Below are 14,923 nucleotides of genomic sequence, written 5' to 3'. Positions count from 1 at the left end.
TAACAATGAGCACTGCCATTTTAATTACAGGCTGTAGCACTGGCATTGGCTACCACTGTGCAATGCACTTCATCAAGCGGGTTATCAAGTTATTGCCAGCTGTCGCCCCCCAAAAAATGCTGCCGCCTTACAAGCGTAAGGGCTACATTGTGTACAGCTTGATCTCACCTCTCGCGAGCCAATTCAACAGGGATTAAAAGAAACGTAAGACATTACCGGAGGGACATTAGAAGATTTGCCCACGCATGCGTTACGTGAACAATTTCCTAGACATCAAGTTACCTCAAGATGCTCGTTTCAGCGAGAATTTTGCACCTTGAAGTAGTTTAGTTTATGGCATAAATATTAAGGGTAAACCGTAATTATTCGTTGGCTGCAGCTTGTACTTCACCATGAATAACCCAAGGCTCATCAGCAACAGTTAAGCTCTCTTTGTCTGCCCAGGTTGTGCTAATGGTCGGAATATTCGCCGCTGTTGGTAATGTCAGCAGAGCCGCGCCGTTCAGATCCAACCCTGAGTTAGTACAATCACTTGCGCCGCCAGCCGCAGGTACAAAGCGTTTGTCAATACCGGTGGCTTTCACAACATAACGGTTGCCGTTACTGTCGGTATGCACTTCGGTACCGTCTGTAATGCTGAACTGAGCATTCCACTGGCCGTCGGCCTGTTCCCATGGGATACCATGCATGTTACCCGGTCCGTGGTACTCCAGCATTACCTGCTTACCATCGCTGTTGGATTCACCGTTTCTATCATTTGCTGTCTGGTGGGTGTAAATGAAGTTGACGGGTTTGTCGAACTCATAGAAGCTCTGATCTGCCTGATTTTTCAGCATAGTCAGCTGGCTCCAGATATCGACCCCCATTTCCCAGCGATAGGTGACCAGGCTTTGACCATTAAGATCATCCCAGCTAGTGACAGAGCCTGCATCAGAACTCAGGACAAATTCACCGCTCGATGCTCCCCAAAACTCCTGCCCATTACTTAGATCATCACGGGTAAAGTTAAGTGTAACCGGCTGACCTGACAGTTTCAGGGTCATATCTGCCGGATCCAGGCTATACGCGATACCTGTACTAGACGGATCTTCGTAAGACTGAGTGAAGGTCCAGTTAACCGCATCGTTAAGGCTGATGTTGCTTTGCGGGCAGTCGCCGTAACAGGTCAGGCCGATCGCCCCGCTGTTGAAAATGGCATCATTGGCACGGACGGTTTCGCTGGTCGTGTAAGCCACCTTATGAACTCCGCTACCATTGCCCAAGTAATTGACATTCTGACGCAGCAAAGGTGACCAGAAGTAAGTATTTTGTGTTATGCCTGTATCAACACCATCTGGGTTACCAGAGCCATTATCGGCCTGGAACTGGCCTGCACTTTCAACCCAGTAAACCGTCGTTGAACTGCTGCCGTTCCAGTATTCGAAAGATTCACCATCTTGCAAGGGACGCAGCCCTTTTGTCTGGCGTACCAACTTACCTGGTGCAGTCATGACAGTGTAGCTCACACCATCATCATCGGTAATTGTTGTTGGGGGCACATAATCTGGTTGCTGTTGCTCTTCTGTCCACAGACCCCACTCACCGATAAATCCGTATTGAGGTTGGCCGTTAAGCGATGAAATGTATTCGAAGTTAAAGCCAGCCTTAATGTCCAGCAAAGCGCCAGTCGTGGCATTAAATAAAGAATAACGGTGGACATTCTCGCGCGGGTTATTGCGGCTTAAGCAAACTTCCGGATCACTGCCGACTTGCTTGAAATAGTAATCTTCATTGTAGGCCAGTTTGTACTCAATAGGCACAGGAGGATTTTGGCTCCAGTCTAGGCCTTTTGTTTTACCGCGGCCGCTGTTGCCCTGAGCATCGTCAATCTGCACAATCGCAGCCTGTTCTATAGTGTTTCCACCCTCTTCGAAAGTATTGATCAGGCTGATCACATTCTGGCCATTCTGAACGGATATATTCAGGTCACCCTTGTCGCCGCCACTGGCATGTTTAAAAGTAAACTGCAGTTCGCCGAAAGGACTGGTCGGGCTTGGGGCTGCAGATACGCTGGTGTTAATAATATACTGGCCATCCTGCTCTTCAGCTTCCTGGAACCAGACGGTAACGTCTTGCGAGCTTTGACTGTTAGCGCGGGACGAGCTAACCACCACCTCAGAATATGAGATTTTATTTGCCGCGGCCTGCGAACTGTCACTATCTTGTCGACCTTCGCATTGGGCTGAATCTACCAATGCCCGGTAATCAGAATTAGCAAAATTTTCAGCCCCGGTCGCCTTCATAATACACAACAGCATGTTAGCCATATTCAGCGGCTCAGCTGCCTGTTCACCGACATAACTGTCGGTGATCGTATTCGAGTAATCAGTGCCTGAATCGCTAAAATTTGCCGCACTTGGTAAAGAAAATAGTGCACTGGCAATTGCAGCCGATAAAGATAACTTGTTCATATCAAATCCTTTTTATATTTAGTTTTAGTTAACGACGCTAACCGTTGAAGGCGTGCTAATTCCACTCACATCTTGCGATGCTTCAACTGCATTCGAACTTCCCCCACTATTACAGGCAGTTAATACAAAACTAATAGTGACTAAACATAACAGGCGCTTTATTAATCTCATGACACTTCCTCTGTAAAATACGTCAAACGTTCGCTTGGTTGTATATAACTAAGCGCAATATTTCTTAATTAGTAATTATGAGTTTTTAGATGGCAATTAACTTCATATGCATACATATAAAATTAACCTTGAACAACATAAAAAACTTATCGGCATTATAGACAGCCAATAAAATAAAATCTTGGTATTTTTAAGTGGATTTTTAAAGCTTAATCACAAACAATGAAATATAAATATCTTTTAAGTTAAACGTCAAAACAATAACCAAGCATGTCATTAAATTGACGTAAAGATATAGTCATCAATACTGGTAAAATAGATTTTTAACTCTAAATAAATGGAAGATTCAATTCGATAAAAGTAATACGCAATAAAAGCAAGGCTCTTAAGTCATTGATTTAACAGTGGCATTATTTTTACCAATAATAATTACTTTTATATCATGCGCTTATATTCAATGTGTTTTATTCTTAGGCATGTCTACCTGCTGGGGGGGAGATTACGTAATTTACAATAAAGTTAACGATCTATCTTTATATTGCGATGGTTAAAGATTCGTCGAGTTATGGCTCTAAATAAAATAAACGAATTTGTATTATCTAAATACCTCAATCATGTTATTGAACACTATGCTCATTTATATTTTACATTAATGTTTGTTTATGAAAATGATGGGCTTATTAAACAATACTGATTTTCTTGCTCCCTCTAATATCGACTCACTCGATGGATGTTTTTGAGCGCCCTTATTTCATAGGTAAAGGCGGTATGAATCCTGTATTTGTCTACAGTCATGACTATGCTCGATTCTGTAGGACTAACACACGACTCTCTATTAATTACCTTTAACTAAAATACGATCAAGCATTCTTGATGATAAAAAGCGACGAAGGTACCCAAATATATAGGTTGATTTTGTCACATAGTAACGCGGCTTAGGGCTGACGCTATCTAAGATTCTCTGTAACTGATTCAATACCGCTTCCGGACCAAGTGTAAAAGGGGTTGAAGACTCCTGACTTCCCAGCCTTGCTAACGTTTTCTGATAATTATTTTTATGCCGGGAGCCATCTATATCTATTGCACTTTTAACTGCACGTAAAGAGTTCTCTCTGAACTTGCTCACAATTGGCCCAGGCTCGATTAAACTGACAGAGATGTTTGTATCCATCAATTCCAAGCGAAGAGTATCTGAATAGCCCTCTAAAGCGAATTTTGTTGCCGAGTATGCTCCGCGATACTTCATTGCGACCAGCCCCAACACAGAACTATTTTGAACTATTTTCCCATGCCCTTGCTTCAACATAACTGGAATCACAGCCCTAGTCAGGTCATGTAAGCCAAAGAAGTTCGTTTCAAACTGTGCTCGAAGCGCCTCTGTCGGTAGGTCTTCGATTGCTCCGCCCTGACCGTACCCAGCATTATTGAATAACACATCTAACTTACCGCCCGTTAGCTGCAATGTTTCTTTTAGTGCAGAGTGAATAGATGCTGAGTCCGTTACATCAAGCTGAACACAGGAAACCCCCTGTGCTTTGAGCACTGCCACATCTTCGGGCTTTCGGCAGCTAGCAATAACCTGATAGCCAGCTTCGTGTAGTTGCTCTGCACAGTAACGACCAATACCACTGCTACACCCGGTAATTAATATCGACGTTTTCATATTTTCTATCTTCCCACTGCATTCACTGAGACTGCCTTTATGCCAACCTTAAACTGCAAATAGCCAGCCTTTTATTAGTGAATAAGTATTGAACAATCAGTCCTTTTGATCGAGCATCATAACATGAGGTTTTTAGTTTACGAACAGTACGACCACAAGCATCAACATTGTAATTTCGTTCGATCTAGAAGGCTACACCGATACACTGCGCCTTGAATTATTCGTGATCACTGCTATTTCCACTTAAAATTACACCTTTATCTGTGTAATAAAAGTTCAATCCTTGCATTGTAAACATCATAAATAAGCATTAAGCACGATTATCGCGTTAGTAATGACAAAAAAAACAATAACGTAATATTACTGTCACACATTCAGGTTATCTTAATTACGTAGATTGAAGAGAAACCTCCTGTATCTGATTTCTCGGCACCTCCCTACGACTTATAACTAAAAACACTGAGGGTGTGGTATGACATTACGCCAAATAAATATGCTTTGTGTCTGTGTGACACTCGCTTTACTGTTAACATTTCAAGGCTAAAAAGGAGAGGATGACTCTCCTTTTTTTCGTCTTTACTTCACATTCCCCCTTCTCTTTCTTGATAAACATGTATTAATCCCCATATTATTTAATTAAATGCCCCACATTTTTGCGCTAACTCTGGCAAGGTATTTAGGCAAATTTAAATTTAAACATTTACGGATGAGTAGCATGTACGAACAATTAGCGATTGAACTGACAGAACAGAATCTTCAACAAGTGATTGAGCAATCAATGCAAACACCTGTTGCAATCAGCTTTTGGGCACCATCAATGCCTGAGACCCTTGAAGTAAATGCAATACTTGAGAAAATTACTCGTGAATATCAAGGGCAACTTGTTCTTGCAACGCTTAACTGTGAAACCCAACAAATGGTTGCCTCGCAGTTTGGCGTTCAAGGTCTACCCACTGTTGCATTGTTTAAAAATGGTCAACCCGCTGATGGCAGTTCTGGTCCTCAAACAGAAGCTAGCTTGCGTGAAATGTTAAATAAACACTTACCAAGCCAAGAAGAATTACAGTTAAAGGCAGCGTTAACGCTAGTCGATAATAAAGAATATGCTCAAGCCCTGCCTGTACTTCGCCAACTCGCGACTGCATTTCCCCAAGCAGGCATTATCACTCTTGCCATCGCCGAATGTTTAGTGGAAACCGCTCAATTTGATGAAGCTGAAACGTTACTAGCAACCGTTCTAATGCAAGATCAAGATGCAAAATACAAAGGCTTAATGGCGAAACTTGAATTACACAAGCAAGCAAGCGATTCACCAGAGATCCGTTCATTAGAAGAGAAACTTGCCGCGACCCCAACAGATTCAGCCATCTCTTTCGATCTGGCTATTCAGTACAACCAAGTAAATCGTACAGAAGAAGCATTAGAATTATTGATTACGATTTTACAGAAAGACTTAAACTTTGCAGATGGTAGCGCGAAGAAAACGATGATGGATATTCTTACCGCATTAGGCCAAGGTAATCCAATTGCAGGTCAATATCGCCGCAAGCTATACTCCCTTTTATACTAAATAAAGATTTTCGACATATAAAAAAGGGCAGAGTAATCATCATTACTCTGCCCTTTTTAATTTTAAATCTGTACCAATCAATTAAATATGTTTATTGGCTTTTTCAAATATTAAAAAACGATCACCAGAATCCACGACTAACGTCTCATTCACTACTTCAATATTGGTTGCATGACGTAAAACATTCATAATATTTTGCTCTTGCTCAACGATTTCAGGCAGGCACATTTTATGCGTCATAATAGGTAGTGTGAAATTCACTGCACTATCATCTAGATTCACTTTCCCTTTAAATAAGTTACAGCCAGTAAAACCTGCTACGCCTAGATCCTCTTCAATGATCATACCCGGTTGGCGCTTAGTAATACCTGGAATACTAATCCCACCCTCAAGAACCCACTCACCCACATATTGATCAGATTCACTTAATAAGTGTTGATTTGAAAAGCACCCCGTTAAAGGCAAAGCGAGCATGGCTAAAATGCAAAATTTATTTTTTTTCATCATGTAATTGTAACTTTCCGAGATACTAATCACCTTAAGTAACGGATACCCACAATTATTTAAGGTGATTAAAATTTGAATAAAAAAATGCCGGTAAAACCGGCATTCGCAATTGTTACCTGAAATCAAGATAGTCAAAATGCAATAACGCCTAACGCTACTGTATTGAACATCTAATTACTTGATTACAACTTCAACAGAGCGCTCGATTAGAGACTTGCCGTTGTCGTCTGTAAGTGGGTTCTGATCAGCAACTGATGTTACTGTTAAACGAGATGCATCAACACCGTTGTCAATTAGGTACTGAGATACCGCGTTTGCGCGTGCTTCAGATACTTTAGCGTTGATTGCTGCAGTACCTGTTGAATCAGTACGACCAATAATTTCAGCTGTTAGTTCAGGGTTCGCTTGCAGCGTTTGTGCAACTTCGTTCAAGTTGTAACGACCGTAATCGTTCACATCAACTTGACCCGTTTGGTAAGGAAGTACGAAGTTTGAACGAGTCATTGTCGTCACTTCTACAGGCACTTCTTTAACAACTTCAACGTCTTGAGTTACGATCATTGGTGTTGCCGGTTGACCGAACTTGTAAGTCATACCCCAGTAAACCTGATGTAGATCAGTATCTTGACCTTGGTTCAATTCTAGATTCTGGTAGTAATCGTAACCAATCTTGGTTGATACAGCATTAGTTAGTTGGTACTCAAGACCAACACCAGCAGTACCTGTGAAGCTATCATCAATCTCACCTTCAGCAAAGATGTAAGTTGCACCCAACTTACCGAATACAGATAAGTCTTGTGTAAAGTAGTAGTTACCCTTAACACCAAGAGTACCAAGGTGTAGATCTGCATTACCTAGGTCATGCATGTAATCGTAGCTAGTGTAAAGACCAACATTTTTGTTGAAGTCGTAACCTGCTTCTAATTTAGAGCTAAATGCTTCACCAGTACCGCCAACGTTAGACAGGTCATTGCTATCAACGATACCCATACCCATACCAGCACCGATCCAAAAGCCAGCTTTATCTACAGATTGAGTCGCATCATTTGCAACTGCATCGTCAGCCATCGCTTGAGTAGCTACGCCTAAAGAAAGTGCAGCAAGAACTGATAAAGATAGTGATTTCAATTTCATTATAAACTCCGAATTTTCTAATTGGCCACTCGTTAATGCGTACTGATTTTTTTCTATTGTACTGCCGAGGGCATGTCAGGAACGAGATACATACTGCGACTAAGTTCCCTACTGAACAAATAATAAAAAATGTTGTTCATTATTAATTAGGTTTATTCATTCCCATCAACAGTACGAGTTCTGAAACATGACATTTTCAGAAAAAAACCAAAACAAAGAGTGATAAAGATCACAATTCAAGTTCTGAAAAACATAAAACCCAACACAAGAAAAACATAAAAACATAAAAAACAATAATTAACAGCAACTTAAGAAAGACTCAGGTTAAGTGCATTTATAAAACCACTCACTTCTGAAAGCTATAAAATGAAAATAAAAACACGCTAAAACAATGATTCAACCAATTAACGCTCATGGCCGTCTCTTCCATAAATCCTTTATTTTGTTAGCATCCCTTTCGAAAATAAACATGTGTGAATAACAATATGCCTGACTTTTTATACCATTGAGTATATTCATACGAATACCCAATATTGCACTTTGTCGAACATGGTTTCATTACGGTGTTATATAAAAACCATTGCCCTCAGTGTATTTAGCCGTCTTGATAAACATCATTAAGAATAAGAAAGCGACAAACCTCTGGTTTTGTTGCATACAATAAATAGGTAACAGCACATGATCATCTATAAGCATGGTAATGATATTTTTGAGCCTCAGAAAAGTGCTTTTCGAACCACAGAAAGCACGACAAAACTCAGTGCGAGCGAAACTAAAGTTTTGCAGTATTTGATTGAAAATAATGGCGAGATAATTACACGAGAAAAATTGCTAGAGATAGGATGGCCCAACAAGGTTGTTGTACCTAACTCACTGAATGTAGCCATTGCTAATTTAAGAAAAGCATTCAAAACCAAGATCGAAATTATTATCACAATTAAAGGTGCGGGGTTTACGATTGCCAAAAATACCTTTATTCAACATACAATACAACCAGAACCAATCTCTCTGGTTAATGAAGAAATGGATGCAGAAAAGTCAGAGAAAAAAAGCATTAGCAGCCATAACGATGGTCATTCAATAAGCAAATCTAAACGCCAACTATTTCAAACGGTATCTTTTAGTGTTTCTGCTGTGGTGGTATTTACGTGGGTCACGTTATGGGTGAGTAGCTGGCAATCGCCGCCTTGCATCAGCTTTAACGAACAAGAAATTTGCGGAAATATTGAGTTGCTCAATCTAGAAGATCTTCCAAAAACAGCAAGTCGTTCTCTCTATATCGATTTTAAAGGTAACATTTATGAAGCACAGTAAACTCATATTGATAGCGTTTATTGCCTTTGTAGGATTATTGCTATTTCCTATTATCAACGGGTTTGGCTGCGATTTTAGTTTCAAATACATGATTGGTGATCGTGAAGAGTTTGGCAGCTGTAAACTTGGGCAGTACACATTAATTGACTACCCAGATAAAGATAACGGCTATACCGTACTTAACGGTTGGTATTTTAATATCTTTAATAATGCCGTGATTGTAGTAACCAGCCACGAAGATCATACTAAAAAAATGACCCCAGAAGTCATGAGTGCTATCAATGTATTAAATCAACGTTCTTGGTATCAAATGAGCATGAAACAAATATCTCCAGCCCATATGGCGGTTTATACCAATACCCCATCAGATACCATGAAGGTTATTCAATACAAGGGCAAGCTGTCTTTGTTAAATAAAGACGCTTAATCTTGGCTTAACCCCTCAATAATTGGGCATGCCGCCCCCTCATTCCCTGGGCATTGTTTCGTCAATGTTTCCAGGGTTTTTTTCATCTTCAGTAATTCATCTATTTTATGATCAATTTCAATTAGCTTTTCCTGGGCTTTCAGTTTTACATCTGCACTTTTACGCCTTGGATCCCGCGATAATGCCAGTAATTCACCACACTCCTCTAAAGAAAACCCAACTAAACGTGAGCGACGAATAAGATTTAACTCTGCAACATGCTTTTCACCATATAGGCGGTAACCATTACTGCTACGTTCTGGCACCGTAATAATCCCTTTCCCTTCATAGAATCGGATCGTTTTGGTGGTTAACCCTGTTTTTGTTGCGACGTTGCTAATATTCATACCAGCCTCTTGAACATTACAGCTTATGTAAGGTTATTGGACTCTATTATTCTGTGAAGATTCCCTTTTTGACAAGTATTTTCTTATCCGATCTTCCAGTTAGCCCCCTTCACGAATTAATTTATATAACTCGCTTGACCTTACACCAACTAGAAGGTTTATTGTTACTATCAAATTAAAATATTCTTTACTTTTCCACTTATCGCTTCTCGTAGCTAAGGTGACAAACATGACCGAATTTATCCTTCCTCTCGGAAAAGTTCGTTGTATGAATTGTGCGAACAAAATCCACACCGCTCTAACGACCTTACCGAATATCGAGCATGTTGAGGTAGATACTCAACGCGCCATCATTATAGGAAACGTTGAGCTAGCACCTATCATGTTAACCATTACAGCACTGGGCTACGAGGCGGGCTATCAGCACGTATTGCCACTTCAGGGTTTATCATGTGGTAAATGTGTGGCAAAAGTAGAAGCAGCGCTGGCTGATAATGACCAAATCACTGATTTTTCGGTTACCAAAACGGAAGTGTCAGTAACAGGGGCCATCACAGAGACAAACTTAATCACCTTGATTGAAACGTTAGGTTACTCAGTGCCTACCGAACACACTTTTCATTTTGCTTTATCAGGGTTAAATTGCGGTAAGTGCGTCAAAAAAATCGAAAGTGCACTAGCAGAAAAATCCACTATCAGCGATTTTACTATAAGTAAAACGCAAGCAACTATCACGGCTCAAGCCGAAGCCGATACGCTTATTTCTCTGATTGAATCACTTGGATTCATGGCAAAAGAAGTAGACGGTACAGAGGCTGTAGTCAATCACGACAATATCGAAATAAGCCATACAAAAGACACACCAAATATCGCCCCGATACAAGAAGATGCCTCTTCGAGTACGTTGCAATTCCTGCTTTCAGGAATGACATGTGCAAGTTGCGTATCCTCCGTTGAAAAAGCAATCTTAGCGGTATCTGGCGTCAAGCAAGCCAATATTAATTTAGCAGAACGTACTGCATTAGTTACCGGTACAGCCTCTGAGCAACATATTATTACAGCCATTATTAATGCGGGTTACGGGGCTGAATTAAGTGGCGATGAGCAAACACGCCGTGCACGCCAACAAAAACAAAATGACACAGCATATAGCCTTCATATGCGTAATGCCTTTATTTCTCTCGGCTTAGGTATACCTATGATGGCCTGGGGATTATTGGGCGGGAATATGATGATTAATTCCCCTAGTAGCCAAATAGCTTGGGGGCTAATAGGCATTATCACTTTTATTTTATTAATCACCGCTGGACGTCATTTCTATATTAATGCTTGGAAAGCATTCATGCACCACCGTGCAACCATGGACACCTTAGTCGCCCTTGGTACAGGATCCGCTTGGCTATTTTCCATGTTAGTGGTTATTGCACCCGATATTTTCCCAGAGCCCGCTCGTCATGTGTACTTTGAAGCAAGTGCAATGATTTTAGGTCTAATTACTGTTGGGCATGCACTTGAAGCGAAAGCCCGTAGCCGTACATCAAAAGCGTTAGAGCGCTTGATCGATCTACAACCTCAAACAGCCATTGTTATTATTAACGGAAACGAGCAAGAAGTACCGCTCGCCGACGTACAAGCAGGCATGCTGATACGCCTTCACCCAGGGTCAAAAATTCCGGTTGATGGGGTCGTTGAAGAAGGCCAAAGCTATATTGATGAATCAATGTTGACTGGTGAACCCATTCCAGCCAACAAACAAGTCGGTGATAAACTGCATGCTGGCACAATGAACCAAAATGGCAGCTTAATTTTTAAAGCAGAACAGATTGGTAGCAATACAATGTTGGCGCGTATTATCCAACTCGTTCGCCAAGCCCAAAGCAGCAAACCCGCACTGGCACGGTTAGCAGATACCATTTCAGCCATCTTCGTGCCCAGCGTCATGATTATTGCCATTCTAACTGCGATGGTATGGTACTACTTTGGCCCAGAACCATCGTCAATCTATATGCTGATCACAGCAACGACAATATTAATCATCGCTTGCCCTTGTGCGCTTGGTTTAGCTACTCCTATGTCGGTAACTGTCGGCGTGGGGCGGGCAGCAGAATATGGCATCTTGATTCGAGATGCAGAAGCGATGCAGCTTGCCGCTGATATAGACACCGTTGTGCTTGATAAAACAGGAACACTGACAGAAGGCAAACCTCAAGTCGTTAATATTCATACCTACAACAATGTCCAAAGTGACCACTTACTCAATTTAGCAGCCAGCCTTGAACAAGGCTCTGAACATCCTTTGGCACGTGCAATTATTGCAGCAGCCAATACTGAAGCACTCGTGCTACTTAAACAGCAATCATTCGAAGCCAAGCCTGGTTTTGGTGTTATCGGTAAAGTAAGTGAACACCAACTTCTATTAGGCAATGCACGTTTGCTTCAACAACATCATGTCGATATTCAAGCAGCTGAAGAAAATGTTCATGATATTGCCAGTAAAGGTGCAACCCCTATCTACATGGCGATTGATAACCAATTAGCAGGTGTTTTGGGGGTGAGCGATCCCTTACGTCAAGATTCTATTTCAGCGGTAAAACGTATGAAAGCAATGAACCTTAATGTGGTGATGCTAACGGGGGACACTCTGATTACTGCTAATGCCATCGCCCATGAAGCAGGCATTGATACCGTCATTGCAGGCGTATTACCTGACGGTAAAGCGGCGAAAATAGCAGAACTTCAACAGCAAGGGCATAAAGTAGCGATGGTTGGTGATGGTATTAACGATGCCCCAGCTCTCGCACTGGCTGAGGTCGGCATAGCAATGGGAAGCGGTAGTGATATTGCAATAGAAAGTGCCCAATTTGCGTTAATGCGTCATTCTTTACACGGTGTTATTGATGCGATTCAACTCTCAAAAGCAACATTGAAAAATATGAAGCAAAATTTATTTGGTGCTTTCATATATAACTCACTAGGAATTCCAATTGCAGCAGGCGTTTTATTTCCATTAACAGGTACCTTGTTAAGCCCTGTCATTGCTGGTGCTGCCATGGCTCTATCGTCTATCACTGTGGTAAGCAATGCAAACCGCTTACGTTTATTCAAACCTAATCAGCAGGAGAAATAACATGGTCTGTTTTATCGGATTGTTCGCTATTGGTTTTATCATCTGGTGGTTTTGGTTATACCCGACGACGAAAGCAGAATAATACCGTTAATCATCTCTATTGAATGACGCGATTTAATGATAATCAAAACGGCCGACTCATCGGTCGTTTTCCTTCTCTCAATTCCACCCCGCATACAATGGTAAATTATCTATATAATTGATATAACAAACTCTCTTGCAGCAACTTTGGTTCAACCATGTTCAAAACTTTATTTTCAAAAGTACTTATGGTGCTGCCATTTATCACGACATCCGTTTTTGCCGAGCCTATTGTTTGGCAAGTAAAAGACGCTAATCGCGAGTTTATTATTTTAGGCTCTGTACATGCAGGTACTCGTGATATGTACCCTCTGCCAAGTGCCTTTTTAGAGCACTGGAAAACGGCAGATAGCCTCGTTGTTGAGGCCAACATTCTACGCCCCTCTCAGGCCCCTTTAGATATGTCAGGCCCTACAACATCATCAATGCTTAATCACCAACAGCTTGAAAAGCTCTCTTCGATAGCCAGTGACTTAAAACTTTCTTATTCATCTCTCAGTAAAAATCCACCTTGGTTAACAGTGATCAGTATTCAAATGTCACTTGCCACTCAATTAGGCTTGAGTGCAGAACAAGGTATTGACACTATTTTACTAAGAAGAGCAATGAATGAAGACCTGCCTATTCTTGAATTAGAAAGCGTTGAACAACAACTATCAATGCTAAAAAGTATGCCCGATCACGGCAAAGAAATGCTCACAACATCGATTGATGACTGGGAGAAAATGAGTAGCGAATTTACATGTCTGATTAATGCTTGGAAATCAGGTGACAGCCAAAAATTAACTGCTCTATTTGAAGAAAGCCAACACAGTGAAGCTATCGATAATGTGCTTATTTTTGATCGTAATGAAGACTGGGCTGAGCAATTAACCAATGGCTCAACTTACCAGCAAGGTAAATTTATGATTGTAGTAGGCGCATTCCATTTATTTGGTGATAAAGGGTTGCCTAATTTATTAAAGCAGAATGGATTTACGGTTACTCAGCTGACAAAAAGCAAGAAGGTTCAGTGCTAATTTGAAGAGCATGAAACCTCTAAGCATAGAGAAAAACATATGCTAGAAACGAAAAAAGCCTCGTCCTAAGACGAGGCTTTCAAAAGTGGTCGGTGAAGAGGGATTCGAACCCCCGACCCTCTGGTCCCAAACCAGATGCGCTACCAAGCTGCGCTATTCACCGACATTGTATATTTTTAATCTTACCAGATTGATTCTATTCGACTTGTATCCAATAGAAATAATAGTGGTCGGTGAAGAGGGATTCGAACCCCCGACCCTCTGGTCCCAAACCAGATGCGCTACCAAGCTGCGCTATTCACCGACATTGTATATTTTAAATCTTACCAGATTCATTCTATTCGACTTACATCCAATAGAAATAATAGTGGTCAGTGAAGAGGCTAAACAAGGTTAAGGTTTACCCCCGACCCTCTGGTCCGCTATACCTAAAATCAGGATGCGCTACCAAGCTCTACTATTCACCGACATTGTATATTTTTAATCTTACCAGATTGATTCTATCCGACTTATATCCAATAGAAATAATAGTGGTCGGTGAAGAGGCTAATCAAGGAAAAGGTTTACCCCCGACCCTCTGGTCCGCTATACCTAAAATCAGGATGCGCTACCAAGCTCTACTATTCACCGACATTGTATATTTTAAATCTTACCAGATTCATTCTATCCGACTTATATCCAATAGAAATAATACTGCTCAGTGAAGAGGCTAATCAAGGTAAAGGTTACCCCCGACCCTCTGGTCCGCTATACCTAAAATCAGGATGCGCTACCAAGCTCTACTATTCACCGACATCGTATATTTTGAATCTTACCAGATTGATTCTATCCGACTTGCATCCAATAGAAATAATAGTGGTCGGTGAAGAGGGATTCGAACCCCCGACCCTCTGGTCCCAAACCAGATGCGCTACCAAGCTGCGCTATTCACCGACATTGTATATTTAAAATCTTACCAGATTCATTCTATCCGACTTATATCCAATAGAAATAATACTGCTCAGTGAAGAGGCTAATCAAGGTAAAGGTTACCCCCGACCCTCTGGTCCGCTATACCTAAAATCAGGATGCGCT

The 14,923-nt window shown here is 41.2% G+C and carries 11 protein-coding genes, 3 tRNA genes and 1 pseudogene; 6 read left to right on the top strand and 9 right to left on the bottom strand.

Going from position 1 to position 14,923, the window contains the following annotated elements; translation table 11 throughout:
• Positions 1–5 precede the first annotated feature (5 nt).
• Positions 6–136 (top strand): annotated as a pseudogene (locus C9J12_RS02220) (SDR family NAD(P)-dependent oxidoreductase); the annotation flags it as partial.
• Positions 137–362: 226 nt separating this feature from the next.
• Here the strand turns inward: C9J12_RS02220 and C9J12_RS02215 are convergent.
• The 3 genes from C9J12_RS02215 to C9J12_RS02210 form a co-directional block, all read right to left on the bottom strand.
• Positions 363–2,450: a hypothetical protein gene (locus C9J12_RS02215; protein WP_107241228.1), complete on the bottom strand. Its 2,088-nt coding sequence runs from the start codon at positions 2,448–2,450 to the stop codon at positions 363–365.
• Between the two features lie 24 nt (positions 2,451–2,474).
• Positions 2,475–2,621, bottom strand: coding sequence for a hypothetical protein (locus C9J12_RS30590; protein ID WP_170107510.1), 147 nt, complete (start codon positions 2,619–2,621; stop codon positions 2,475–2,477).
• Between the two features lie 835 nt (positions 2,622–3,456).
• Complete coding sequence (locus tag C9J12_RS02210; RefSeq protein ID WP_107241227.1) at positions 3,457–4,284, bottom strand: SDR family oxidoreductase; 828 nt, start codon at positions 4,282–4,284, stop codon at positions 3,457–3,459.
• Positions 4,285–4,999: 715 nt separating this feature from the next.
• Here C9J12_RS02210 and C9J12_RS02205 point away from each other — a divergent pair.
• Positions 5,000–5,854, top strand: a complete 855-nt coding sequence (locus C9J12_RS02205) for a thioredoxin family protein (RefSeq protein ID WP_107241226.1) — start codon at positions 5,000–5,002, stop codon at positions 5,852–5,854.
• 81 nt (positions 5,855–5,935) lie between these two features.
• Here the strand turns inward: C9J12_RS02205 and C9J12_RS02200 are convergent, their stop codons facing one another.
• Positions 5,936–6,361: an META domain-containing protein gene (locus C9J12_RS02200; RefSeq protein WP_227876253.1), complete on the bottom strand. Its 426-nt coding sequence runs from the start codon at positions 6,359–6,361 to the stop codon at positions 5,936–5,938.
• Between the two features lie 174 nt (positions 6,362–6,535).
• Positions 6,536–7,495 (bottom strand): OmpA family protein, encoded by a 960-nt coding sequence (locus C9J12_RS02195; RefSeq protein ID WP_107241225.1) that lies wholly within the window; start codon positions 7,493–7,495, stop codon positions 6,536–6,538.
• Positions 7,496–8,173: 678 nt separating this feature from the next.
• Here C9J12_RS02195 and C9J12_RS02190 point away from each other — a divergent pair.
• Both C9J12_RS02190 and C9J12_RS02185 read left to right on the top strand, forming a co-directional pair.
• A complete protein-coding gene (locus C9J12_RS02190; RefSeq protein ID WP_107241224.1) occupies positions 8,174–8,809 on the top strand; it encodes a winged helix-turn-helix domain-containing protein in 636 nt (211 codons plus the stop codon).
• The gene (locus tag C9J12_RS02185; protein WP_107241223.1) at positions 8,796–9,236 is read left to right on the top strand and encodes a hypothetical protein; all 441 of its coding nucleotides are present in this window, start codon (positions 8,796–8,798) and stop codon (positions 9,234–9,236) included. The genes C9J12_RS02190 and C9J12_RS02185 overlap by 14 nt, the downstream gene beginning before the upstream one ends.
• Here C9J12_RS02185 and cueR read toward each other — a convergent pair.
• Complete coding sequence (gene cueR, locus C9J12_RS02180; RefSeq protein WP_107241222.1) at positions 9,233–9,622, bottom strand: Cu(I)-responsive transcriptional regulator; 390 nt, start codon at positions 9,620–9,622, stop codon at positions 9,233–9,235. The two genes, C9J12_RS02185 and cueR, sit on opposite strands and share 4 nt — an antisense overlap.
• Before the next feature lie 229 nt (positions 9,623–9,851).
• Here cueR and C9J12_RS02175 point away from each other — a divergent pair, with 229 nt between their 5' ends.
• Together C9J12_RS02175 and C9J12_RS02170 are read left to right on the top strand one after the other, a co-directional pair.
• Positions 9,852–12,749 carry a copper-translocating P-type ATPase gene (locus tag C9J12_RS02175; protein WP_107241221.1) on the top strand — a complete coding sequence of 966 codons (2,898 nt, stop codon included), beginning with the start codon at positions 9,852–9,854 and terminating at the stop codon, positions 12,747–12,749.
• Positions 12,750–12,988: 239 nt separating this feature from the next.
• Complete coding sequence (locus C9J12_RS02170) at positions 12,989–13,849, top strand: TraB/GumN family protein (protein ID WP_107241220.1); 861 nt, start codon at positions 12,989–12,991, stop codon at positions 13,847–13,849.
• Positions 13,850–13,935: 86 nt separating this feature from the next.
• Here the strand turns inward: C9J12_RS02170 and C9J12_RS02165 are convergent.
• The 3 genes from C9J12_RS02165 to C9J12_RS02155 all read right to left on the bottom strand — a co-directional run bounded on the left by C9J12_RS02165 (position 13,936) and on the right by C9J12_RS02155 (position 14,782).
• Positions 13,936–14,012: transfer RNA gene (locus C9J12_RS02165), tRNA-Pro, on the bottom strand.
• A 64-nt stretch (positions 14,013–14,076) separates the two neighbouring features.
• Positions 14,077–14,153, bottom strand: a tRNA-Pro gene (locus C9J12_RS02160).
• Positions 14,154–14,705: 552 nt separating this feature from the next.
• Positions 14,706–14,782, bottom strand: a tRNA-Pro gene (locus tag C9J12_RS02155).
• Between the last annotated feature and the right edge of the window lie 141 nt (positions 14,783–14,923).

This window comes from Photobacterium frigidiphilum, from assembly GCF_003025615.1.
GTDB classification, from domain to species: Bacteria; Pseudomonadota; Gammaproteobacteria; order Enterobacterales; family Vibrionaceae; genus Photobacterium; species Photobacterium frigidiphilum.
The sequence above is the reverse complement of the archived record's forward strand: the minus strand, read 5'-3'. Positions and strand labels throughout refer to the sequence as shown.

What these genes read in the sequence shown, in the direction of transcription:
- C9J12_RS02215 (WP_107241228.1), bottom strand. Translation starts at nt 2,450, where the DNA reads ATGAACAAGTTATCTTTATCGGCTGCAATTGCCAGTGCACTATTTTCT.
- C9J12_RS30590 (WP_170107510.1), bottom strand. Translation starts at nt 2,621, where the DNA reads ATGAGATTAATAAAGCGCCTGTTATGTTTAGTCACTATTAGTTTTGTA.
- C9J12_RS02210 (WP_107241227.1), bottom strand. Translation starts at nt 4,284, where the DNA reads ATGAAAACGTCGATATTAATTACCGGGTGTAGCAGTGGTATTGGTCGT.
- C9J12_RS02205 (WP_107241226.1), top strand. Translation starts at nt 5,000, where the DNA reads ATGTACGAACAATTAGCGATTGAACTGACAGAACAGAATCTTCAACAA.
- C9J12_RS02200 (WP_227876253.1), bottom strand. Translation starts at nt 6,361, where the DNA reads ATGATGAAAAAAAATAAATTTTGCATTTTAGCCATGCTCGCTTTGCCT.
- C9J12_RS02195 (WP_107241225.1), bottom strand. Translation starts at nt 7,495, where the DNA reads ATGAAATTGAAATCACTATCTTTATCAGTTCTTGCTGCACTTTCTTTA.
- C9J12_RS02190 (WP_107241224.1), top strand. Translation starts at nt 8,174, where the DNA reads ATGATCATCTATAAGCATGGTAATGATATTTTTGAGCCTCAGAAAAGT.
- C9J12_RS02185 (WP_107241223.1), top strand. Translation starts at nt 8,796, where the DNA reads ATGAAGCACAGTAAACTCATATTGATAGCGTTTATTGCCTTTGTAGGA.
- cueR (WP_107241222.1), bottom strand. Translation starts at nt 9,622, where the DNA reads ATGAATATTAGCAACGTCGCAACAAAAACAGGGTTAACCACCAAAACG.
- C9J12_RS02175 (WP_107241221.1), top strand. Translation starts at nt 9,852, where the DNA reads ATGACCGAATTTATCCTTCCTCTCGGAAAAGTTCGTTGTATGAATTGT.
- C9J12_RS02170 (WP_107241220.1), top strand. Translation starts at nt 12,989, where the DNA reads ATGTTCAAAACTTTATTTTCAAAAGTACTTATGGTGCTGCCATTTATC.